The sequence below is a fragment of the Flavisphingomonas formosensis genome (assembly GCF_009755815.1).
In the GTDB taxonomy this organism is placed as follows: Bacteria; Pseudomonadota; Alphaproteobacteria; order Sphingomonadales; family Sphingomonadaceae; genus Flavisphingomonas; species Flavisphingomonas formosensis.
Genome location: NZ_WRPK01000014.1, coordinates 93,907 through 114,892, shown reverse-complemented (window position 1 = coordinate 114,892; position 20,986 = coordinate 93,907). Strand labels below are relative to the sequence as shown.

Here is a 20,986-nt window from a genome sequence, read left to right as displayed (position 1 = left end):
TCCCTTCTTTAAATCACCTCGAACCATGGCGAGAATCGCAATTGCCAGAAGAACGCATAAAATCGCACGCCAATTCATCGCCCATCCGTTCACATTATCCACGATCCCAATCGCTATATGCGTGGGAAAGCGCAAGCCGAAAATCCCTCGCCTGAATGGATGTCATCTGCGGGATGTTCGCGCCATAATCATCAGCAAGCATCATCGACAAATATGCCTTGAGCCCATTCGCATCACGGTGCGAAAGCGGACATTCCATATCCAGCGCATTATTGAGCGCATCGGCGGAATGCGCGATTTCGGGATCATACTCGACCATCATGTCATGGATCGCGAACCAGCCTTTTCGCTGACCGTCATAGATATAATCCTCAATACCTCCAGTGAATTCATCCACGATCGTGACAACCGCATTATCTCGCGGCGGTCGCTCACCCGTGTAGGAAAAAGTTCTTTCCCCATAATCGCAAGAACCGATCAAGCGGCACGCCACCATGTCGGGAAGCTCGATCAACTGCGTTACTGAGTAGCGTCGATAAACCCGCTCATTCTCGCCCGCGACGTAATCGCCCTCTGGCACTACATCACGCATTCGCCCGAACGCTCCTGAGGTGATGAGTCCTCGGATCAAGGATTGCAGAATGTCGAGAGTGTCAGAATATTCCTGCAATGAAGGCTGCTGACCCGAGCCGGTGATTCCGATCTTCCTGAGCGCTCCGGTGATGATGTTTCGAATGGTTGCCATCGTGTATTTATGAAAGAGGGGAAGGCAGCGATGCCTTCCCCTCTTCTGGTATCGCCTATCTTGGGAGAAGTTTTAGGCGTCTGCAACGGACGCAGAATAGACGCTCACAACGCCATACTGAGTGCCATTGAAGCTGGTCTTCTTGACTCCTCTTATCTCTTTGATTCCACAGCCTTTTTTATAGCCATAGTCGGTAACATCTGACACAGGTGTTGGGTCTTGACCATACGCAACAGAAATCGCCGATTGACCGCAGAGATAACCAACCGCAACATCACAGCTATTACCCGCGCCAGTGAGCACAGAAATCTGGGGCACCTCTTTCACAATTATTCCTTCAAAAATTATGTCACCGGAAGTAAAGAGTCTATTGTTTTTGCCCTTCTCAGCCGCATGACGATACGCCTCAAGGATCGCAGTGTCAGTGAGGAGATCGCGGAACTGCTCAGACGGGGCGAAATACACAAACCAATTTTCCCCGCTGTCGTCATCCGACTGATATGGAGTGATCGAGGTGCCGGAGGTAGCGCCTGTCTTGAGCGCCGCTCTCTTTGCTCTGCTGAGCATCGCAGCGGTAATTTTGTCAGTCGGTGAGGCAAGCGTGGCAAGGGCGGTTGCCATCACGCCGCTTGTCTTATTGGTCCCCGAATTGACGCCCATGATGATGCGGTCAGTATTATTGACGAGGAAGTTGTTGCGCTGAGTGGCGGTCGCTGAGGCATAATCGACGGCAGAGTCGAGAGTAAAACCATCGCTGTCCGCAGTGCCCTTGATGATAACGGAACCGAGAGCGCTGACGATATCATTACGAAGCTTGTTAGCCGACCAATCCTTGAGGCGCTTTCGAGCCGCATTGAAAAGATCGAGTTCAGTCTTGAAGGTCTGAGCGTCGGTAAATGCAACAGCGTTACGGAACAAAGAAACGCGAACCTGATCGGTATAGAGACCCATCGCCTCTTCGTTGCCGACGAGAGTTGAGTCACCGGTAACGCCAGCGCCGCGAAGCTGACCCGCGAGCGGGATGTTGACGACTTCGCCGCCATTCTTAAGTTCATTGATAACACGGATGATAGACGATTCATCCGTCCCCATGTATTTCTTGAAGCCCGATCCGCTTACATAATCGAATACGAACTTGTTTATCCACTTCTGCATTGACAGATTAGGATGTAATTTGGTGTTAGCCATTATGTTATAGTTTTAATACCTATGAAAATAGCGACGCTATTGCCGAGTTCTTTCCTGTTAGAGTGTCGGAAATTCCGCCCTGCGAAGGGAAGGAAGCTATTGAACGAGAAGGCGCTTTCGCCGCCGGTTGAGTATTCTCCGCTGTTTCAGGAGAGGTTCCGGTTGCTTCACCAATCAAGCCGAGTTCAGCCGCACGCTTCCTTACCCAAGCATCGGGGTCCGATAGTATTTCAGCCGCACGCGTTTCCTGTTGGTGCTGCTCAACGACCCATTCCATTGGACGGCGGTTCTCGAGAAATTTGGTTCGGAATGCGGGATCATCCTGCATCCGATCCTTTGCCCACAAGGCGGCTTTTTCGACCACCTCAGCGCCATATTTCTCTTTCGCGCGTTCATCAGAGTCTAGAATGCGATCCTGAAAACGCTGACGCTCAAATTGCGCCTCCATCCGTTCACGAAAATCGTTGAGATAGGGGTCGTCTGAATAGATATCTGGCTTCTGAACTTCATTGGCTTTTCGAATTTCTTCAAGCTGTCGCTCTAGTTCGATCGCCTTACGTTCAGCCTCTTTTCGTTTATCTCGTTCGTCGAGCATTGCCGCCAGCGGGATCGCCTTTGGTGCAGCTTCAACCTGAGGCTCAATCTGGACGGTCTCTGCCGGTTCGATTTCCTCAGAAGGTTCCTCGATCGGTTCAGGGGCTTCCGCCTCCTCTGCCGTATCCTCAACCTCATCAACTTCATCGGGTTTATGGTCCGATTGATCAGAAAACAGCGAATCTATACTATTCATCTTCCTCCCTATGCATTTCTACGCGAATGCCTTGCGAAACGCCCGAAAACGGCGGCGACCCCTCAGCTTTAACGAGACTGAACACTCGAAATCGCCCGTTCGGACACGGCGGCTGTCTTTTGCGCCAAGGATGCTTTTCTTCGCGTCTTTTCGCTTATTTATGCTGGATAGGTACCCGGATTGTCTCAAGAGCAACTATTGCTCTATGATGCCGTCTCGCCTATCGATCACACATGCCCATTCTCAGCAAAGCGCATTCAGCATTGGTCGCCCAGAGCTACGCAGCCTTGGGCTGGACGCTCAAACATGAGCTACGAGCCGATGGCGAGCCCACTCCTTATGAGTATGTTTTCGAGTGGCAACGCAGTGGAGAGCCGCGATACCCTCAGAGGGCGGATACTGGCGGTCGCGAAAATTCCACCGCTCAAAGATTGGTTGAACCGTAGCCAGCCATATGCTGAGCCTCAATGCAGGTCCTCAGCGCCTCAGCCTGAGCCTTCTTCGCCAAGGCTGCATCACGACCCGCTTTTGCCGTGGCGCTCAGAAGAGCAACCTGTTGAGCCTGTTGCGCTTGCTCGACCTGAGCGGGATCGGGCTGTTGCTGTGCCTGCTTCATCATCGCCTCGATACGCTCAAGCGTCTCGCGCTTATTGGTCAGCGGGAATAGCTGAAGCGCCATCAGGAATTGCGGACTGCCGATCGGCACAAGCTGAGCGATCTGGACAATCTGTTCCATCACCTCATGCTCAAGCGTGGCGTTCTCTTTGACCGCCGTAATGGTGATGTCCATGTCCATCGTCGCCAGTTCATTCTGCATCCCCACAGTGACGGTCTGCAGGCGCATGATCGGTTGCCCCATGGGATCGAGCATCGGTTGACCGTCTGACCCCATAGCAGGCGCCATCTGCTGAGCCGTGACGGGAACATTGATTTCAAGGAATTCGGCGGCACGCTCCTGACCAGAGACGCGCACGAACATCTGAGCAGTCCAGTATTGCCGGACGGCATGCCACATGTGCTCATAGACGGCGTTTTCCCAACGCTCCAGACGATCGAGGACAGGCGCAAGCTCAGTGATGCCGGCTTGCTGCTGAACCATGCGGCTCCGTCCGCTCTCGGAGGTTCCGAGTGAGCGCCCCAGAACAGCCGGCGTGGGTCCCATGCGATCAATCTCAGCACGGGCTAACTGCAACAAGGCGTTCTGCTCAGTGAGATCGTTTCCACCCACGACCTGCCAGCCGGTAGGGATAACGCCATCGGGTCGTGACGCTTCTTCCCTCACCGTCTTTGAATCGACCACAGGCGCTGACATATCGATCTGTTGAACCCGCCTGCTGACTGCCGCTTTGACCATGGACGCCCGATGCGAGTTATATTCTGTCTGGGGATCGATCATCGACCTCACGACCCCATAACGGCTATAGGTGAGCGTCTCGTCGTCATGGTCCTGATTGATGTAACAACTCATCGCCACGATCGGACAGATGCTACGACCGGCATCATCAAGATACGCGGAGTCGCCGAAATCAAGAATGCCAGCATGACAGAAAACGATGCGTTTCCATCGCCCGTGCTCGACATAATACATTTCAACGACAAGGACGCGTTTGTTCTTACGATCAACCCACACATCCGGAGCGTCTTTCATCGTCTGATTGACGCCCAGCATATCGCCGGGTGATATTTCTCCGTATTTCGATTCAGCGTCAGGGAAGATATCGTAGATTTGCGAGATATGTAGCCATTTAGCAATGCCCATATAGAGCGCATCGCTGAAATCATACTCGCGGCTATGCACATCCCAAAAGAACTCATTTGGATGAATTCGACGGATCATGACATCCCGATCATCGGCTTCAACGATGACCGCACCGACGCCCTCAATGAATAGATTCTCGACTACATCATTTTTTACATTATCGAATTTCGTCTTATCTGCGACGTAACGGAGCAATTTGGTTACGATATCTGCGGCATCCTGATCGCTTGGGTTTCGCCCCCATGCTTCAGGGTCAGTCGAATTCTGTAAAACGACTCCTATGTGACCGTTGACGATTGGCTTGACGATATTGATGTTAAGTGGCGGCAGCTTGTGCGAGTCGAGATGCTTGCGCCATGCATCAGAAAGCGCACGGTTCCCATCATAATAGCCGCGATCAAGTGCCGCAGCATCACGGGCAAATTCCGATGTATCGATAGATTGACGAAACTTGCGCTTCAATCCTTCAAGGTCAGGAAGCGTCGGCGATGTATCATTTGAATCCATCGTCTATTTATTTGGTGCGTCGGCTTCTCCGGCTTCCGTCAACGCCACGATCGCGGCTCTGATCGCCTCCACACGCTCCCTCAGCCCTTCCCGCCCCTCACTGACTTCAAGGATGCGCTGCAAATCTTGGACCGTGTAACTCATCGGATATTTATAAATACGCGATGAGTGACGAGACAAAACCACCACGAAAAGCCAACCCTGCGCACTTCAAGAAAGGTCAGAGCGGCAATCCATCGGGTCGTCCGAAGGTTCAGAAAATCAATGGCGTGATGCCTTCCGAGATTTTCTCGACGCGTATTGGACCAAAAGCCATTCGAGCGCTGGAATTAGCCATCGGACGCGCCGCGAAACGCTTGGAAGAAGAAGGCGGAGAACTCACCCGCATTGAAGCCGATATGGTGAAATTTGGGATCGAAAGAACCTATGGCAAAGCCGTTCAGACAATCTCTGTAGCGTCCACCGAACCAAAGGCTTTGCCGACGCTCGATCTGACCGGCGCCTCAACCGATTTCCTCCGTCAGCTTGCCGCCATTCAGATTGAGGCGATCGATGCCACAGACGCTCAGCTTCTCCCGTCTCCCGACCGTCCGGAGGCGGACGATGAGTGAGCACCGTAACCGCAGAACAGATACGCGCCGCACGCGCTGAGCTTGCCCGCCGTTCGCTGGCGGAATTCGTCAAACAGGCTTGGACGGTCCTAGAGCCCGCCACCCCGCTCATCTGGGGATGGCACCTCGACGCCATCTGTGAGCATCTGGAGGCGGTCTCTGACGGTCGGATCAAACGGCTGTCCATCTGCGTCCCGCCAGGATCGATGAAAAGCCTTCTCGTGGCGGTTTTCTGGCAAGCGTGGGAATGGATCAGCCGTCCTCACCTTCGCACCGTCACGGCATCACATAGCCTGTCATTCGCCTCCCGAGACAACATCCGCGCTCGCCGGCTTATCACCTCAGATTGGTATCAAAGCAATTGGTCGATCCGGCTTCAGGACGATGTTAACACGACGCTCAAATTCGAGAATGAATCCACGGGCTACCGATGGGCGGTTCCCTATTCGAAGCTGACCGGCGCGCGTGGCGATCGTCTCATTATCGATGATCCGATTGCAGTCGGTGACGCTGCCTCAGAGATCGAGCGTCAGAAGGTCAACGACCTGTTTTTCCAGTCAGCGACCTCCCGCCTCAACAACCCGAAGCGTGATCCGATCGTCATCATAATGCAGCGCATCCATGCGGATGACTTGGTGGGAGCGATCCTCGCGAAGGGTCTGGGATACGAGACGCTCATCATCCCGATGGAATGGGAAGGCGAGAGCGGTTCAACATCCATCGGGTGGAGCGATCCAAGAACCGAGATCGGCGCTCTCATGCTCCCCGAACAGCGCGGACCTGAGGAGGTTGACGAGCTACGCCGTGCCGACGCCTACGCGTATGCGGCACAATATCAGCAAGACCCGGTTCCAAAATCGAGCGGCTTCTTTGACCCCGCATGGTTCAAGCGATGGACGCCCGCCACCCTGCCCAGCAACCTTGCCCACTATATGACCTCAGACCACAGCTTGGGGCTTTCGGGAAAAAGCGATTTCAATGTCATCCGCGTCTGGGGCGTGGACGATCGGAAAAACATCTATCTCCTCGATAGCTTCCGCGAGCGCTGCCATCTCAAGGAAGCGCTGGGGATCGCGACCGACCCGAGCGGGAAGCTCAAGGTTGCGGATCGTGGTGCGTTGGCGCTGGCGAAAAAGTGGAAGCCGCGCGTTTGGTTCGCTGAGCCGGACAACAATTTCAAAGCGTCGGTTGACGTGCTCAGGGACACGATGCTCGCCAGCGGGGTGATGGTGCGGATTGAATATGCGTCCAACCATGGCAAGGACAAAGCCACGAAGGCGTCAGCGTATCAGGTGATGGCTCAGGCTGGTAAGGTCTATCTCCCTATGGGGAGCGTGGGTGATACAGCGTTACAGGAATATCAGGCGTTCCCGAAGGGCAAGGATGATCAGGTGGACGCTGACGCCATCATCGCCCGAGAGCTTCAAGGGGCTCATCGGGCAATGATATGGGATCATGAGCCTGAGCGCCGCCCCATCGATGGATATGACCGTCGCGCGAGCGTCAAGAAGGATCGTCAGGCAGGATTTTACTGAATGATTATTCAATTATCATCATTTTGAGCGCTCTCCTGATCAAGATCCGGATAAGCTAAATCTCCAGCCTGAGCGAAATAATCCGCCTTTAACCCTTTAATTTTTCCAACGTACTGCACATGTTGCTTAACTCTCTCGCCGAGAAGATAGAATTTCTGCTTCCTCTCGACAATCTGTTTCAAATCCAATTCAGTTCCCGAATTTTCTTGAAAAGATTTCATTTTGAAGAACGGGCGAACGAATTCGCGCATCTCCCCCGTCTGATTCTCGCGCCCGACGAGAGCAAAATGCGCTATTTCATGCCTCTTGCGGTATGCTTTAAGAATTCTACTATGTAACTTCTTATAGTGATCGGTGTATTTTTCATTCACTGAATCATCAGCGGAAATATAAACTCTTATAACATCAAGACGTGCTTCGAGCGATATAAGAGCTTCAAAAGCAGCCCGCAACGGATGAGCAAACTCGATCCATGGTCGCTCATTTAATACCATGAAGAGAATTGTAATTTCGTTCTCAACTGTGCTCCATGCATGGATACACTCTCCCACCTCTGCATAAAGAGCCTTTCTATATTCTTCTCTCCGCACAGAACAATCCTTCAAATTTAGAACCCCGGAGCGAAATTAGAATCGATCTGAATTCCCGAGGAACGGATAGCCTCGAACATTTCCTCTACAAACGAGTCAGTTAAGCGCAATGCATTAGCATAACTTACTCGCGTTGCGTCATTCATGTGGTTTTGGTCAAACATTCCCGGATACCCTTCAAATAAATTTGAAGAATTATGCTTTAGGGTATTGCAAGACAGCCTCAATATTTCGAGCCTGCTCCTATCGACCGCCAGACCATTTTTCTCCAGAAAATTATATGCTCTTAGAGGATCATAATTCTTCTTCGAGTGCATCCACTCGTCACAGCGCTTTTCCCAATAATGGTGCAAGATAATTACATAGCTCTCCCTAGCGATCCGTAGAGAGGAGGCAGCATCATCGATTGAGTATTTTATCGCTTTCTCCTTTTCGTAAAGGATCGATCCATCCGCGTCGCGCTCGTAAGGATCTATCTCGCGAGCTTCGACCGCCCGCGCATTCTCTGTCAAATCAATTTCGAGCTTATGCTTACGCGAAGAAAGCGCCGATACAGTTTCTTTATAGGCAATCTCGATTTCTGAAACACCCTTTTGATAGAGATATCCATTGAGATTAAACGACAACTTCGCCATCCGCCCCCGTTTTACTCGATCTTTATCGATAAAAATTTAAGGAAATCCGAGGAATTTTCCTGCAATTTTATTTGCTATATGATCTGCCATTTCTAAGATATCACGACATACTTGTCTCACAAACGCGTCGTTTATTATGGTAATCATTTTTCCATCCTTGTCGTATCCATTGCGATGGACACAATCATGACGAATCGGAATCACCGCAAAAAGTCGAGACTTTGTTTCATCATTAGGAAATATAGAGAATTGAAGTGATGTTTGGTATATCTTATCGACCCTCGCAAGTTGATGGTAATTTATTTCTTTAAGATAACTTTTAATATAATCATCCACGGGTCGCTCTTTTGATATTATATGCAGGAGTGGCAATTTGGCATCTTTCAACTCTGGATCACCTCGGAGCAAGCGAGGCAAGGCGTCTCGGAGTTCTAACACGGCATTTATTAGCGTATCCGCGAGGAATGCCTCCATAGCCGAAATAGCCTGACTAAAAGCCATCCGCTTTATAATTTTTTCTGAAATAAATTCATTATGATATTCAAAAAGTGATAGGATTTCTTTGATAGTTCCTATCAAAATGGTGTGAGGATACTCCGGAATCTCAAAATCCATATCCTCATCGGAGACAAAATAAGCCCGACTCACCTCCATCACCCCAACGGGATGACCCTCCACGAACACATCCACCTGCATGTCATGATTGGTAATGCTTCCCTCAAAAACCCTGTTGCATTTCGGGCAAGCCACTTCGATATCCGCGCTTGCCCATCCTTTCTCTGGATCGCCATCCGCATCTTTAATAGGAGGAACAGAGGTAGGAATGCTGCTTGTTTCTCCGCAATTCGGACAGGGAAAGGTTATGTCGGCTGCCATATACATGCGCCGAAGATAAGGAAACCTGCGGCGCACGGAAAGCCCGCGATGCACGCACGATTATTCCGAAACGGTTTTTTTGGGGGCTGATTTAAAGACCCCTTTTTCAGAGGGTGGGGGTCGATCGCTGGCGAGGGTATACCCCCTACCCCACCCCCCCTAAAATTTCAGGAGGGGGTCAGCCTCAACCCTCTGCGGGCAGGCTCTCGACGATCGAGCGGATCGTTTTCGCTAGGCTCCTGTGAGCCTTTGAGGGAGCGTCGATCAGAATGACCGGGATCGTCTCTCGATCGTTGGAGAATGCCCCTCCACGAATCGTGATGCAAGAACTTTCTTGAACTATTTCAGTGAGTTCACGGTTAGTTCCTCTCGACAGCGATTCAGCCGTTCTGTTACACAACTGACAACGGTCATTGATCAAAGGTAACGGTAATGCCAAGCGGCTCTTTCATCTCATATGCGCGCGTCTCGACCGCGCGTCAGGGTCAATCAGGGCTTGGGCTCGACGCTCAGCGTGAGGCTGTTTCCCGCTACCTCAACGGTGGCGATTGGAAGCTCCTCGCCGAATATGTCGAGATTGAATCCGGACGAAAATCCGATCGTCCGCAACTCGCCGCCGCACTGGCTCATTGCCGTGCCACGAAATCGACCCTGATCGTGGCGAAGCTGGATCGCTTGGCGCGCAACGCTGCGTTCCTCCTAACTCTGATCGATAGCGGCGCCGATGTCCTGTTCTGCGATCTCCCTGACCTTCCCGCCGGTCCAGTCGGACGCTTTATGCTAACGCAAATGGCGGCTGTGGCTGAGCTTGAGGCTGGATTGATCAGTCAGCGGACGAAAGCCGCTCTTGCAGCGGCGAAAGAGCGTGGCGTGAAGCTTGGCGGCTATCGTGGCGAGGATCGATCCATGACCGTTCAGCGCGCACGATCGGCAGAAATTCGGGGCAATCAGGCTCGGGATCGTGCTGAGGATGTTATGCCGATGATCTCGTTGGCTCGCTCTCGTGGCGCATCGTCGCTGAGACAGATTGCCGAATTTCTAAATGAGAAAGGCGTCAAGACCGCCAGAGGCTCAGAATGGCAGGCAAACAGCGTGCGGAGAATCCTAAGCCTCAATGATGGTAGAGGAAAAGCCCCTAGGAGCGCCTAGGAGCTTCACTGAGCGCGATAATTAAAAAATGGCTGGTAGAGTGCAGATGCCAGAAAAGACTCTGGGAGGAATTGTTTTAGCGGCGCAAAAGGGCTTGTTAGCAGAGCCGCCTTTCTGTCAAGGTCCGCTATGCAGATGAGGGGAGACAATATGCCTAAGGATAGAGGCAACATATTAATTAAATCGAGAAATTATCTTCTAATATTTCTTTCTGGTATATTAGGATTATCGTTTCTCATGTATATCTCGTATGCAATATACGGACCGCTTACCGACCATGACACTAGATTAATAGATTCGGTTTTAGCTTCTGTTCTATTTACTGGATTTAGCGTTTATCTCCTATCCAGACGGATTTTCAGTTCATATCCATATTCTTTGGAAGCTTCTTCTAAAGAACCAGAAATCGAAGATCAGATTTATGCATATTATGACTTGCTTTCAAAGGACTCCCGTTCATTAGCGCAAAGTCTATATAATCGATCAGGTGTTTACCTTATCGTTGGTGTCATCATGGCTATTGCTGGAATCGGCGTATTTTATCTGAGCCAATCTCGAATGGACCCCAAGGAAAATATTGCAGCGATTGCCCTATCCCTTCTGCCTCATGCGAGCATCCTCCTCCTCACTGAACTCATCGCTTTCTTTTTCTTGCGTCAGTCTCGTGCAACGATGGACGAATTCCGTCATTTTGATAGTCTGGCGAGGCATCGCGAGGAGGTTCTAGCCATTCTCCGCATCGAGCATGAGCAAAACGATCAGATCGATCTCAATGGCGCGATCGAGAAGGGTTGGATTTTCTCGCAATCTCAGAAGCTCGCAGCAGGGGAATCGACGGAAATCGTGGAAACCCGTAAGCTCGAAAAGAATGAGGTCGATATCCTCAACAAGATTGTTGAGTTGATATCCGGAGCATCGAAGCGATAGACCGTTTCAACCATCCTCCGCCTTATCGCCCTCCCCATGATCGAGGCGACGCTCAAACGCGCGTCGGATAGGAAGATACTTCGGACCCTCGCCAAACGCGCTTGAGCGGATTGAAGGCGGTTGCATGAACCCTCTTGCCGAATCGTTCTCATTTTGTTCTCATGTCACGCTATGGAACGAATCGACCCATCAAGGATAGCCATGATCCTCCTCCACGCCCCAGCGTGGGCGAGGAATGGGCTATCTGCGTCTGAACGATCTCAGCGCGAGCGTGCGGCGGATGCTCTGGCGGCAACCATCGTAGAGCGTCTCAGAGAGCCTCTGATGGACGATGATCGCGACCAGCTTCGGCTAGATGTCTGAGTATGATCGGCTACGGCTGGCTCGCTGCTCCACGCTTGAGGATGTTAGCCGTGAAGGCTTTACGCTTGAGGTTTCGTGCAAATGTGGGCGGAAACGCGTCATTGAGACAAAGCCATTCCTGGCTCTCTGCGTGGCTCGACGATGGAAAACCGATTTCATCAACTGCGGTCGATATCTGCGGTGCCAATCATGCGGGAAAAAGTGGGCAAGCATGAAACCCGTGATGGAGCGAGCTACGGGCATTATCGGTCCAACGGATGAAGCATCGTATCAGCGCATTCTAAAGCGATCGCGGTGATTGCTCTGCGTAAATTGAAAAATCATTCGTTTCTGATAGGCGTCGCGGCTCAGATTGGAGTCGCACATGTCAGACGAAACCCTACTCACCCTTACAGCCGACATCGTTGCTGCTCATGTCAGCCGTAATTCTGTTGCGGTCGGGGATTTGCCTGCCCTGATTCAGAGCGTCCATTCGTCGCTGAGCAGCCTTGGTAAGGAGGTTGAGCCGGAACCTGTGGCGCAAGAGCCGGCGGTATCTGTGCGCTCTTCGGTAAAACCCGATTATCTGGTTTGCCTCGAAGATGGGAAAAAACTGAAGCTGCTGAAGCGCTACCTGCGGACGCGCTTTGACATGAGTCCCGACGAGTATCGTGCAAAATGGAAACTGCCGGCTGATTATCCGATGGTGGCACCGAACTACGCGGATCAGCGGAAGGAACTGGCGGTCAAAATCGGTCTCGGAAGAAAGCCTAAGGCGGTTGAGCCGGCTCCCGCTCCGGCACCTTCTAAGCCAGCTTCACGGGGTCGGCGGAAGCTCGGTATCTCGACCAACGGTTGAGGGGCGATGAGCCTCAACATCTTTCCAAAGGCGTAGGGCGGCGCGGTAAGCTCGCCCTAGCCGGCGATCAAAGCCCATGGTGAGGACAAATTCACCGATGCTAACTTTCTCCGCCGTGCACGCGGCGGGGAGAGACTGACCACATGCGAGGCGGGCGAGGACATATCCGTGTTGCGTCATCGCGTATTTAGCCCGCCCACCCCATCACGGCGGGAAACGGCGCGGACAACGGAACACTGAGCCAATTTCTCATTTAATGAAAAACTTGGTTTGCGATCGAACTTTTTCGTTGATCGAGCACAGACATGAAAATGGGTGGGCAAGGTCTATGCAATGAGACTTCCACATCTATAATGGAATTTAATCGAGCACTTATTCCAAAACATCGAAATTTCGCCATTTATGGCGCCTTGCGTGGACCTGATCACGAAGTGGGCAAGGTCTATGCAATGGCACTGCCACATACAAATTATGATAAATCGAGCGAAGCGCAGGAAATCGCAGATTTCCGCCATTTATGGCTCATTGCAAGGACGAGCCAACAAGGTGGGCAAAGTCTTTGCAATTATATTATAGAATAATATATTAGATATGTATTGCAAAGACCTTGCCCACTTTTTACCCTCGCTTCAACTCGAATTCTCCGGTTGCCCAATCCTGTTTTCCGTCGAGATTCTGCCGGATAGCACGACATTGTAGAACGAACTTATTGAGCGGCTTTCCGGTGGATGTCTTTTCGTCAAAGCGAGGCAGCAGGATTACCGCTGTGCCTTTCTGGTCCTGCATCATCAATATAGCCTGATCCAGCTTATGATTTTCCAGCCCCGAGCGATCCGCGAAAATAATCTGTCGATCGGTAAAGGGCGTGCCGGAATCGTTCGTCTTACTCTTGAGGAAACCGATCATATAATCATTGTTTTGCGCCGCGATACATGCTTCTTCAATGAAGTCTCGATACGCCTGAGTAATTGATTTTTGGCGTAGAAACCTATCTGCGTCCAACCTCGCTCTTTTCGGACTCCGAAAATCAACGAGACCGGACCAGCCCGCTTTACTGATTTGTGTCTGAGCGGATGTGCAGACCTGTATGGTAGCCGAAAAGCGTAGCGATTGACGCTCGATCCGCTCTCTTTTCGTTTTCTTGGGTGGACCGCGATCGGCAATAGCAATCTCGATCGTGGTAGCGGTGGCGAAAGGCATCGGTCTAAGCGGCTCAGCCTTTCGGAAAGGGGCTTGATAATCGAAAGCATGGGCGAGCCGCTCAAGATATATCGGATCAGATTTAGCCATCTCGACGAATTCTCGATAAATTTGCTCGCTCGATCGGTAAACCGGCTGCTCGATTTTATCGTAAACCGGCTTAGGCTCTGGGGCAGCGTCGAAACCAAACCTGCGACCGGAAAGGATTTTCGGCGCGGGTTCCGGCTCCGGCTCTGGATCGATAAAATCATTTTCCTGCTTCATAGCGCGTGGCACCCAGCCCGCTCTAAGTCTATCCAAGGTCGCACGAGCATTTTTTACATCATTCATGATAGTTTTCTCCAAAATATAAAAAGCCTCCGGATGTTGCGGACCATCCAGAGGCTTCTCACTTCTTATTATTTGGAGATAACATGCGGATTATATCCACACATCGTATTTATCTCAATAATTAAATCAGAGCGCATCCAACGATGGTCCGCACCATCGATCGGATATTTATCTTACAGGAGCGCCATAGCGGTTCGCATTATTATTTTCATCGAATCGGAAGTGATTCGAATAGACATATGTCATCAAGAATGCGTGTAGCTTTTGTGGTACGATAAACGCATTTTCGCGATGATCGAACGAAAAGCCCGTCAGACCGCCTAGGAGGCTCATACAAAATTATTTCATAATTTTGGCTCCTGCACCTCACCGTCAATTCAGCATATTTTTTACAAGCTCTAGGATCGTGACCGACGCTGTTATTATGGATAATCGATCTATTCTCTATAGTTCGGTCTTTTTATGCAATTTTTTGTTGACCAAATCAGATCGGCGAGAGATATAGCCGCCGTCACCGCGATGGCTGACGTTGAGGGAATCCGATAACTGGTTTCCTACTACAATAACAATAAAACTAAATCTCGAATTAGTTTACGCTAATTTTAGATTCATAGAAAATTTGATAACCCAGAATTTGAGTTACGATCGTGGACCCTATTATTATTTTCAACCGACCCCTCATCACGGTGACGGGTCAAAGAGGAACTATGTATGAATGAGATTGGACGACGGATCATGGTTATCGATGCACATGACGATAATATGCTTAAATGCGGGAGCATTGTTATTTTTGAAACTCCAAAAACTAAAAAATACGGGACTACATGCGAATTTGAGATACTTTGTGAAATATGGCGCAATAAGGTAGATCGCTTATGCTACACTACAGCTCTTTACCAGACCATTGATGGTATAAAACAAGTATATGCAGAAGATGATGCGATCAATTTGATCGACGATCTACCAGACGAATTTCGCGCTTCCGCGAAGATGCAAGCCCTTAATTTTATGATTTTGCATAGCTAAAAGGATTTTCAGATGAAACGCAAACTGAGCAAAGAACAAAAGCGTGCGATTTTGAGGAGTGAGGAAGCAAAGAGAACTGGGAAAACTATCGTTGTTAAGGATGAAACAAACGAAGATGGTAATCCGGTTATTGGTAGAATTTCTATTGATGTAGTATGCCCCGCGCCAGACAATACGGTTACGCGAACCCTCAAGGAGAAAATATCTAAGAAAAAATAGAAATACTCCACTAGGTATAGAAAAACAGCATAGAGCCGCTCGAATTCAAAATGGAATACAGCGGCACTATGTTATTTTTTGCGTGGATACCGATTATGACGCGTCAAATAGATAACTGCGTCAGGTCATTATCCAAGGTCGCAGAGCCAGCGCGACGCTCCCCAAAAATCGCTTCCGGTCGGAATAACATCAATAGAGGTTTCCGCCATTGGCTGTGCCAACGCCGTCCCTCAAGAACATCGTAACCGTGGGAAAATGATTTTGCTTAGCTTCATTGACCGCCCGCCCCCACTACTGAATCGGCGCACGCGTGAGTTTAACATCACCCCGCCCGATAATGGTAAAGGTTGCGGTTGTATCAAGGTTTTTTAGTATCTTAGCTACCGTGGGCTGATCAAAACCCTTGATCGGAATTGAGTTGATGGCAGAAATCACCATTCCTGTCGTCAATCCGGCTTTATCTGCCGGTCCCGCAGGCACAATAACGCCGATGTAGGCGCCATCTGGAACGATGTTAAAGCCAAAGCCGAATTGAGGCTGAGACGGATCGATAGCCGGTGTTGAGGCTGGGACCGCGCTCGCCAACGGCAGATAACCCGCCTGAATCGCTTTCTGGCAGCCCAACTCGACAAAATCGAAATCACCACCCTCGCCAACCTGCGAGAAAACAACCTGATCGTTGTTCATCACCACGACGAAGCGCCGGAAGCCGACATAGCCCCCCATGCGGTTTTTGCCGTTCACCAAACCGCAGGTCCACCAACCGATAACCTTCTTCTGAAAAACGGGCTTCCAATAGCCGCCCGTGATCGCGCGATCCCATTGGAACTGAGCGGACGAAGGATCAAAAAAGCCCTGTAGAATCGCTTGCTGACCCGCTTCCCGAAAATGTTCAAGTGAGGACGGGCGAGGACCGGGATCAACAGGCGCCTCAGGCGTCTTAGCCGCCATCAGAAGCGTTGACACAGCCGCAAGCGTAGAAACCCTGAGAACTGCTCTCATGATCGATCCCCCTTCAATGAAGGATGATATCGGCGGCGGGATTTCTCAAGCTCGAATAGCAGATTACCTCCGAAACGGCGCCGGATGCCTTCGACTTAGAGGTTGGGACATTGGCGAAGGCGGAACGGGAACGCCCTAGAGAGCAATTTTCGGGTGATTTTCCCTGCCCACAAACATCGTGCGCTCAATCGGCGCATCGTCCTCAGAAACGGGCTCCAGAGCCTCTTTCCGACGCTTATATGCCGCCTGAATTGGATCGTTGGTATCAGCGGCGATGGCGGGAAGCAGCGAGCCAATTTCTCCCGTGTCGCCATAAATCACGAATGAGCGAACCCCGCCTTTCAGGGTCACCGCTATCCGTGAACGGGAATGATGGAATATCATTTCCTTCACGATGTCGTTGATCGCCAGCTTGACGCGCGAACGCGCCTGATAACGCTCCTCTGCATTATCGCTGTGCATCATTGATCGGACCTCGTTGACCCGCCGGACATGCTCAGCGGGTGAAACGGAGCCACGCGCTTTCGCCAATGCCTCCTCAGCGTCCTGTAGCTGATTTTTAGCCGCCTTCGTGGCGTCACGGCTTTCACGATATTTCGCTATCGCAAAATCATCATCAGGGTCATCGGCTTTCGCATGGGCGGCGGCTTGCCGCTTTTCGCATTCTTTCACCTCATGCTTGAGCCGCAAGACCCTCGCCTCAAGCTCAGCAGCATCATCCTTCACGGAGAAATGCTGATCATCCATGGCGAGATGAAGAATCTGATCCAAGAGGGCTGATTCGATCGGTCTATATCCGTAGCTCTGCCGCCGATCACAGCCCTTGGCACGATGTGCATTCGAGCATTTCAGATAGCCGCGCTTGACTACCGATCCATCAGCAAGCGTCTCATCGCCCTTATTCACGAACATCATCCAACCGCCGCAGTTTCCACATTTGGCGATCCCGGCGAGGAGATTTGCGAGCGGGTTAGCCGGACGCTGCTTAGCTAGGATCGCCCTCGCCTTCTGGTCGTTGACCCGCTCAAACTGCTCGATTTCGATCACCGCAGGGAAATAATTCTGAATTGGCTCGCCAACCGGACGACGCTCGCCGCCCTTGGGTCGAGTGTGAGGCTGATATTCACCATACACGGCGGGGCTGGTTAGAATTTTCTGAATGTAGCTGGCGTGCCAGCCGTCACCGCGACCCCAAACCGGTTCAGACCGTTCATTGAGCATGCGCGCGATGGTGGATTTGCCGCGCCCTTGCTCGGTCAGGTTGAAAATTTCACGGACGATCGCCGCGCGGTTTTCGATCACCGAATATGCGGCTGAGAGATTGTCCGCGCTCTTAAAATGAGTGCTCTTCTGGTCGATCGTGAGCCATGCCGGACATATGCGGGTCATCGGCGCTCGGCGTTCACGCTTACGCTCCCACGCCTCTTTCACTCGATCCGATTTATCCTGAGATTCCTGATAGCCCTTGAACGCCTCAAAAATCAGCCCAACCACGACCAACTGATTGCGAATGAGAGCGTCGGCGTCGAGCGTATGACGACCGTCTGCGGTCATGATCGTGAGCCCGTAACCACACACCCGTTGGAGCCACTGAGTGACGACGAGGGGGCTTTGACGGCTGATCCTATCGAGCTTTTCGACGACAAGGACCTTACCTTGAGCGCCTTCCCGCTTGAAGCGCTCGGTTAGCTGCCCGAGTCGACCATTGATTAGATTGTCGCCGGTCCATGCTGAGCGACCTTCATCAACCACTCGCTCGACGATGTCGAAACTTCGGGCGGCGGCGAACGCCTCGCAAATCTCAAGCTGACGGGGCGCGCTCGTGGTCGATGTTTGTTCGAGGCTCGACCAACGAGAATATAAAATCGCTTCCATGCCATGCCTCCGTCGAACCGGTCCATATCATGACCGTTCGAGGATAACACCTAGCATACCATCAGCAGATTGTGGCCGCCCGCCGCCGCAATCTCGAGAGCGCGCTTGGCAGTCTCCTGCCCCTTCACCTCCGCCAGATCCGGCCCGCGCACGGGCGCCTCGGCTTCGCCCGGCAGCGGCGGCGCGAGTTGGCCCGATCCCTTGAAATGATTGAGCAGCGACAGGAGATCCGGCGCAGCGAGCACCTCCACCGACCCCGCCCAGGCCGCTTCCGATCCCTGCGCAGCCGGACAGACGAGGCCGAGATCGCGTTCGGACGCATGGAGAGCGGCGAGCAGCACGCCCGGCGACGGCATCACCCGGCCGTCCAGGCCCAGTTCGCCGACAACCACATAGCCAGCAAGCGTCTCGACATCGACCACGCCCATCGCGCCGAGCAGGCCGAGCGCGATCGGCAAATCATAATGCGATCCCTCCTTGGGGAGATCGGCCGGAGAGAGATTCACCGTGATCCGTCGCGGCGGCAAGGCCAGGCCGATCGCGGTCAGGGCGGCACGCACCCGTTCGCGGCTTTCCGCCACAGCCTTGTCCGGAAGACCCACGACGACGAAGGCCGGAACGCCGGCGCTGATCTGCACCTGCACCTCGACCGCACGCGCCTCCAGCCCCAGAAATGCCACCGTGGCGACATGCGCAACCATTTGTTCCCCCTCTGTCCCATATCCTCTTAGCCATGAAAGCCGCGCCGAGTCGATGGCGCGGAAAGAGAAGCGACGTGGTTCGCATTGTGCCGGCCCGCGCCATCGGATAGCGCGGCACGGCCAGGCCAAAGGCCGGCATGAGCGGGAGATGGGCCATGAGACTATGCGTCGCCAACATCGTGCCGGTGCCGGAGGATTATCTGGCGGCATCCCGCCAGAGCGTGGAAACCATCTGCCGGCGCGTGCTGCACGCCGACACCGAGCTCGCCTTCCGCGCGCCTCGCGCCGGCCTGACGCTGGGTCCGGACGGTCTCGAATATCATCGCAATGCCTATTATGAATTTCTGATCGGCGGCGCGGTGATCGACACGATATTGGAAGCAGATACGGAAGGCTTCGACGCCTTCGTGATCAACTGCTTCGACGATCCCGGATTGAAGCAGATCCGTTCGCTGATCGAAACGCCCGTCTTCGGCCTCAGCGAGCCCACCTTCGCCTGGGCCGCCACGCTCGGCGCGAAATTCGGGGCGCTGGTGCCCGACATGCCCGGACAGGTGAGCTATGTGACGCGCCAGATCGAACAGCTGGGCCTCGGCGACCGGCTGATCCCCAACGGCGTGCGCGCCGAGCGGCGGCGTTTTGTCCAGTCTTTCGGCGAAGCGCTCTCCGATCCGGCTCCGATGATCGACCGCCTGAGCGCGCAGGCGCGCGAGATGATCGACGAAGGGGCGGACGTCGTCGTGCTCGCCTGCGGCGGACTCGGCCAGATTTGCGGCAATGCCGGCTTCCACATGCTGGAGCATCGCGGCGCCCGCATTCCCATCGTCAATCCGCTCACGACCGCGGTGAAGACCGCCGAAATGGCGGTCGCGATGCAAAACGGCCTCGGCTACCAGATTCCGAGCAGGGTGCATGCCGGAACGCGGCTCTCGGCGGAAGATCGCGTCCGCTTCCGGGACGCCTTCCTCGGCTGATCGTGCCGCGGATCGGGCGATCATGCTTGCGCCGGCCGCCATCGCTCGCCACATCGCTGGGCAATGCGGTTGATGGATTCCTGGCGCGCGCTGAGGCGCACCGAAGGCTGGCGGCTTTCCATGTTGGCGCTTGGCCTGTTGCTGCTGATTCTTGCCCCGATCGTCGGCGCACTGCCCGGGCCAGGGGGCGTCTTCGTCTTCGCGGCCGGCCTCACGCTCCTGCTGCGCAACTCCGCCTGGGTGCGGCGACGCTATGTCCGCTTCAAGCGCCGCTGGCCCCGGCATGGTGCATGGGCCGATTGGGGGCTGCGCCGCAAAAGCGCGAAACGTCGCGCACAGCGCGAAAAGGCAGTGGCGGAAGCCCGGCCGGCCATAGAGGGCGATTGACTTTCCCGCCGCCCTTGCCTATCCGGCCCCCCGACAGCGGCCGCCCCACCGGCGGCCCTTTTGCATTCAGACGTTTTTGAGGAATGAGCGATGAAGCGCACCTTTCAGCCGAGCCGCCTCGTGCGCAAGCGCCGTCACGGCTTCCGTTCGCGTTCGGCGACGCCGGGCGGACGCAAGGTGCTGGCGGCCCGCCGCGCGCGCGGCCGCAAGACCCTTTCGGCCTGACGGTCCTCCGCAAACGCGCGGACTTCCTGGCTGCGAATGGCGGGCGTCGCGTTCCGATGCCCGGCTTCGTGTTGCTTGCCAGACATCGGAACGACGGCGATCCCGCGATCCGCTTCGGCATCACCGTGACCAAGAAGATCGGTGGCTCGGTTGTGCGTAACCGCATGAAGCGGCGTTTTCGCGCACTCATACGCGAGCTGCTGCCCGCAGAAGGAATGCCCGGCGCCGATCATGTGCTGATCGGCCGGTCGAGCGGCATCGAACGCGGCTTTGCGGATCTGAAGCGCGAGCTGTCCAAGGCGCTCGCCAAGGCGAAGCGATGATCGCGCGCCTGCTCATTCTGATCGCGCGGCTCTGGCAATGGGGTCCCTCGGCCATATTGCCGCCGAGTTGTCGTTTCACACCCTCCTGCTCCGCTTATGCGATCCAGGCCTGGACCCGCCACGGCGCGGTGCATGGAAGCTGGTTGGCGATCAAAAGGATCCTGCGCTGCCATCCGTGGGGCGGCTCGGGCTTCGATCCGGTACCGTGATT

At 53.3% G+C, this 20,986-nt stretch carries 23 protein-coding genes and 1 pseudogene; 13 read left to right on the top strand and 11 right to left on the bottom strand.

Translation table 11 applies throughout. The features are described 5' to 3' along the window. Positions 1–94 precede the first annotated feature (94 nt). The 4 genes from GQY20_RS28785 to GQY20_RS28770 form a co-directional block, all read right to left on the bottom strand. Positions 95–745 (bottom strand): hypothetical protein, encoded by a 651-nt coding sequence (locus GQY20_RS28785; protein ID WP_157220622.1) that lies wholly within the window; start codon positions 743–745, stop codon positions 95–97. A 72-nt stretch (positions 746–817) separates the two neighbouring features. Further along, complete coding sequence (locus tag GQY20_RS28780) at positions 818–1,933, bottom strand: phage capsid family protein (protein ID WP_157220621.1); 1,116 nt, start codon at positions 1,931–1,933, stop codon at positions 818–820. Between the two features lie 19 nt (positions 1,934–1,952). After that, positions 1,953–2,723, bottom strand: coding sequence for a hypothetical protein (locus tag GQY20_RS28775; protein ID WP_157220620.1), 771 nt, complete (start codon positions 2,721–2,723; stop codon positions 1,953–1,955). Positions 2,724–3,147: 424 nt separating this feature from the next. Beyond that, positions 3,148–4,989: a portal protein gene (locus tag GQY20_RS28770; protein WP_157220619.1), complete on the bottom strand. Its 1,842-nt coding sequence runs from the start codon at positions 4,987–4,989 to the stop codon at positions 3,148–3,150. Between the two features lie 164 nt (positions 4,990–5,153). Here GQY20_RS28770 and GQY20_RS28765 point away from each other — a divergent pair, with 164 nt between their 5' ends. Together GQY20_RS28765 and GQY20_RS28760 are read left to right on the top strand one after the other, a co-directional pair. Continuing rightward, positions 5,154–5,600 (top strand): hypothetical protein, encoded by a 447-nt coding sequence (locus tag GQY20_RS28765; RefSeq protein WP_157220618.1) that lies wholly within the window; start codon positions 5,154–5,156, stop codon positions 5,598–5,600. Continuing rightward, positions 5,597–7,135, top strand: a complete 1,539-nt coding sequence (locus tag GQY20_RS28760; RefSeq protein ID WP_157220617.1) for a hypothetical protein — start codon at positions 5,597–5,599, stop codon at positions 7,133–7,135. Before GQY20_RS28765 ends, GQY20_RS28760 begins: the two co-directional genes overlap by 4 nt. Positions 7,136–7,143: 8 nt before the next feature. Here the strand turns inward: GQY20_RS28760 and GQY20_RS28755 are convergent, their stop codons facing one another. From GQY20_RS28755 to GQY20_RS28745, 3 genes are read right to left on the bottom strand one after another with little or no spacing between them, the layout of a single operon-like run. After that, positions 7,144–7,725, bottom strand: a complete 582-nt coding sequence (locus GQY20_RS28755; RefSeq protein WP_157220616.1) for a hypothetical protein — start codon at positions 7,723–7,725, stop codon at positions 7,144–7,146. 17 nt (positions 7,726–7,742) lie between these two features. Continuing rightward, entirely contained in the window at positions 7,743–8,360 is a 618-nt protein-coding gene (locus GQY20_RS28750) for a hypothetical protein (protein WP_157220615.1), read from the bottom strand. A gap of 36 nt (positions 8,361–8,396) precedes the next feature. Next, positions 8,397–9,236, bottom strand: coding sequence for a hypothetical protein (locus GQY20_RS28745; protein ID WP_157220614.1), 840 nt, complete (start codon positions 9,234–9,236; stop codon positions 8,397–8,399). Positions 9,237–9,668: 432 nt separating this feature from the next. On the opposite strand from GQY20_RS28745, the gene GQY20_RS28740 reads away from it, so the two are divergent. The 4 genes from GQY20_RS28740 (at position 9,669) to GQY20_RS28730 (ending at position 12,513) form a co-directional block, all read left to right on the top strand. Beyond that, positions 9,669–10,385: a recombinase family protein gene (locus GQY20_RS28740; RefSeq protein WP_157220613.1), complete on the top strand. Its 717-nt coding sequence runs from the start codon at positions 9,669–9,671 to the stop codon at positions 10,383–10,385. Positions 10,386–10,622: 237 nt separating this feature from the next. Further along, positions 10,623–11,312, top strand: a complete 690-nt coding sequence (locus tag GQY20_RS28735) for a hypothetical protein (protein WP_157220612.1) — start codon at positions 10,623–10,625, stop codon at positions 11,310–11,312. Positions 11,313–11,483: 171 nt separating this feature from the next. After that, a complete protein-coding gene (locus GQY20_RS32980) occupies positions 11,484–11,675 on the top strand; it encodes a DUF6771 family protein (RefSeq protein WP_332836116.1) in 192 nt (63 codons plus the stop codon). Between the two features lie 364 nt (positions 11,676–12,039). Beyond that, positions 12,040–12,513, top strand: coding sequence for a MucR family transcriptional regulator (locus tag GQY20_RS28730; RefSeq protein ID WP_157220611.1), 474 nt, complete (start codon positions 12,040–12,042; stop codon positions 12,511–12,513). Between the two features lie 618 nt (positions 12,514–13,131). On the opposite strand, the gene GQY20_RS28720 is transcribed toward GQY20_RS28730, so the two are convergent. Then, positions 13,132–14,043, bottom strand: coding sequence for a hypothetical protein (locus tag GQY20_RS28720; protein WP_157220609.1), 912 nt, complete (start codon positions 14,041–14,043; stop codon positions 13,132–13,134). 735 nt (positions 14,044–14,778) lie between these two features. On the opposite strand from GQY20_RS28720, the gene GQY20_RS28715 reads away from it, so the two are divergent. Continuing rightward, on the top strand, positions 14,779–15,069 hold the full coding sequence (locus tag GQY20_RS28715) for a hypothetical protein (RefSeq protein WP_157220608.1): 291 nt from the start codon (positions 14,779–14,781) through the stop codon (positions 15,067–15,069). Between the two features lie 12 nt (positions 15,070–15,081). Then, entirely contained in the window at positions 15,082–15,288 is a 207-nt protein-coding gene (locus tag GQY20_RS28710; RefSeq protein ID WP_157220607.1) for a hypothetical protein, read from the top strand. Positions 15,289–15,579: 291 nt separating this feature from the next. On the opposite strand, the gene GQY20_RS28705 is transcribed toward GQY20_RS28710, so the two are convergent. From GQY20_RS28705 to GQY20_RS28695, 3 genes and pseudogenes are all read right to left on the bottom strand, one after another. Continuing rightward, complete coding sequence (locus GQY20_RS28705) at positions 15,580–16,290, bottom strand: PDZ domain-containing protein (protein WP_157220606.1); 711 nt, start codon at positions 16,288–16,290, stop codon at positions 15,580–15,582. Between the two features lie 135 nt (positions 16,291–16,425). Further along, on the bottom strand, positions 16,426–18,165 hold the full coding sequence (locus GQY20_RS28700; RefSeq protein WP_157220605.1) for a recombinase family protein: 1,740 nt from the start codon (positions 18,163–18,165) through the stop codon (positions 16,426–16,428). A 56-nt stretch (positions 18,166–18,221) separates the two neighbouring features. Beyond that, positions 18,222–18,866: pseudogene (locus GQY20_RS28695) on the bottom strand (magnesium chelatase domain-containing protein); the annotation flags it as partial. A 155-nt stretch (positions 18,867–19,021) separates the two neighbouring features. On the opposite strand from GQY20_RS28695, the gene GQY20_RS28690 reads away from it, so the two are divergent. From GQY20_RS28690 to yidD, 5 genes are all read left to right on the top strand, one after another. After that, positions 19,022–19,840 carry an aspartate/glutamate racemase family protein gene (locus tag GQY20_RS28690; protein ID WP_157220603.1) on the top strand — a complete coding sequence of 273 codons (819 nt, stop codon included), beginning with the start codon at positions 19,022–19,024 and terminating at the stop codon, positions 19,838–19,840. 72 nt (positions 19,841–19,912) lie between these two features. Continuing rightward, complete coding sequence (locus GQY20_RS28685) at positions 19,913–20,227, top strand: hypothetical protein (protein ID WP_232476309.1); 315 nt, start codon at positions 19,913–19,915, stop codon at positions 20,225–20,227. 90 nt (positions 20,228–20,317) lie between these two features. Then, positions 20,318–20,452, top strand: coding sequence for a 50S ribosomal protein L34 (gene rpmH / locus GQY20_RS28680; protein ID WP_015459770.1), 135 nt, complete (start codon positions 20,318–20,320; stop codon positions 20,450–20,452). After that, positions 20,449–20,775 carry a ribonuclease P protein component gene (gene rnpA, locus GQY20_RS28675; RefSeq protein ID WP_157220666.1) on the top strand — a complete coding sequence of 109 codons (327 nt, stop codon included), beginning with the start codon at positions 20,449–20,451 and terminating at the stop codon, positions 20,773–20,775. The genes rpmH and rnpA overlap by 4 nt, the downstream gene beginning before the upstream one ends. Continuing rightward, positions 20,772–20,984 carry a membrane protein insertion efficiency factor YidD gene (gene yidD, locus GQY20_RS28670; protein ID WP_157220601.1) on the top strand — a complete coding sequence of 71 codons (213 nt, stop codon included), beginning with the start codon at positions 20,772–20,774 and terminating at the stop codon, positions 20,982–20,984. Before rnpA ends, yidD begins: the two co-directional genes overlap by 4 nt. Positions 20,985–20,986 lie beyond the last annotated feature (2 nt).

Coding starts and splice junctions, on each gene's coding strand:
- GQY20_RS28785 (WP_157220622.1), bottom strand. CDS start 745: ATGGCAACCATTCGAAACATCATCACCGGAGCGCTCAGGAAGATCGGA.
- GQY20_RS28780 (WP_157220621.1), bottom strand. CDS start 1,933: ATGGCTAACACCAAATTACATCCTAATCTGTCAATGCAGAAGTGGATA.
- GQY20_RS28775 (WP_157220620.1), bottom strand. CDS start 2,723: ATGAATAGTATAGATTCGCTGTTTTCTGATCAATCGGACCATAAACCC.
- GQY20_RS28770 (WP_157220619.1), bottom strand. CDS start 4,989: ATGGATTCAAATGATACATCGCCGACGCTTCCTGACCTTGAAGGATTG.
- GQY20_RS28765 (WP_157220618.1), top strand. CDS start 5,154: ATGAGTGACGAGACAAAACCACCACGAAAAGCCAACCCTGCGCACTTC.
- GQY20_RS28750 (WP_157220615.1), bottom strand. CDS start 8,360: ATGGCGAAGTTGTCGTTTAATCTCAATGGATATCTCTATCAAAAGGGT.
- GQY20_RS28745 (WP_157220614.1), bottom strand. CDS start 9,236: ATGGCAGCCGACATAACCTTTCCCTGTCCGAATTGCGGAGAAACAAGC.
- GQY20_RS28740 (WP_157220613.1), top strand. CDS start 9,669: ATGCCAAGCGGCTCTTTCATCTCATATGCGCGCGTCTCGACCGCGCGT.
- GQY20_RS28735 (WP_157220612.1), top strand. CDS start 10,623: ATGTATATCTCGTATGCAATATACGGACCGCTTACCGACCATGACACT.
- GQY20_RS32980 (WP_332836116.1), top strand. CDS start 11,484: ATGGAACGAATCGACCCATCAAGGATAGCCATGATCCTCCTCCACGCC.
- GQY20_RS28730 (WP_157220611.1), top strand. CDS start 12,040: ATGTCAGACGAAACCCTACTCACCCTTACAGCCGACATCGTTGCTGCT.
- GQY20_RS28720 (WP_157220609.1), bottom strand. CDS start 14,043: ATGAATGATGTAAAAAATGCTCGTGCGACCTTGGATAGACTTAGAGCG.
- GQY20_RS28715 (WP_157220608.1), top strand. CDS start 14,779: ATGGTTATCGATGCACATGACGATAATATGCTTAAATGCGGGAGCATT.
- GQY20_RS28710 (WP_157220607.1), top strand. CDS start 15,082: ATGAAACGCAAACTGAGCAAAGAACAAAAGCGTGCGATTTTGAGGAGT.
- GQY20_RS28705 (WP_157220606.1), bottom strand. CDS start 16,290: ATGAGAGCAGTTCTCAGGGTTTCTACGCTTGCGGCTGTGTCAACGCTT.
- GQY20_RS28700 (WP_157220605.1), bottom strand. CDS start 18,165: ATGGAAGCGATTTTATATTCTCGTTGGTCGAGCCTCGAACAAACATCG.
- GQY20_RS28690 (WP_157220603.1), top strand. CDS start 19,022: ATGAGACTATGCGTCGCCAACATCGTGCCGGTGCCGGAGGATTATCTG.
- GQY20_RS28685 (WP_232476309.1), top strand. CDS start 19,913: ATGGATTCCTGGCGCGCGCTGAGGCGCACCGAAGGCTGGCGGCTTTCC.
- rpmH (WP_015459770.1), top strand. CDS start 20,318: ATGAAGCGCACCTTTCAGCCGAGCCGCCTCGTGCGCAAGCGCCGTCAC.
- yidD (WP_157220601.1), top strand. CDS start 20,772: ATGATCGCGCGCCTGCTCATTCTGATCGCGCGGCTCTGGCAATGGGGT.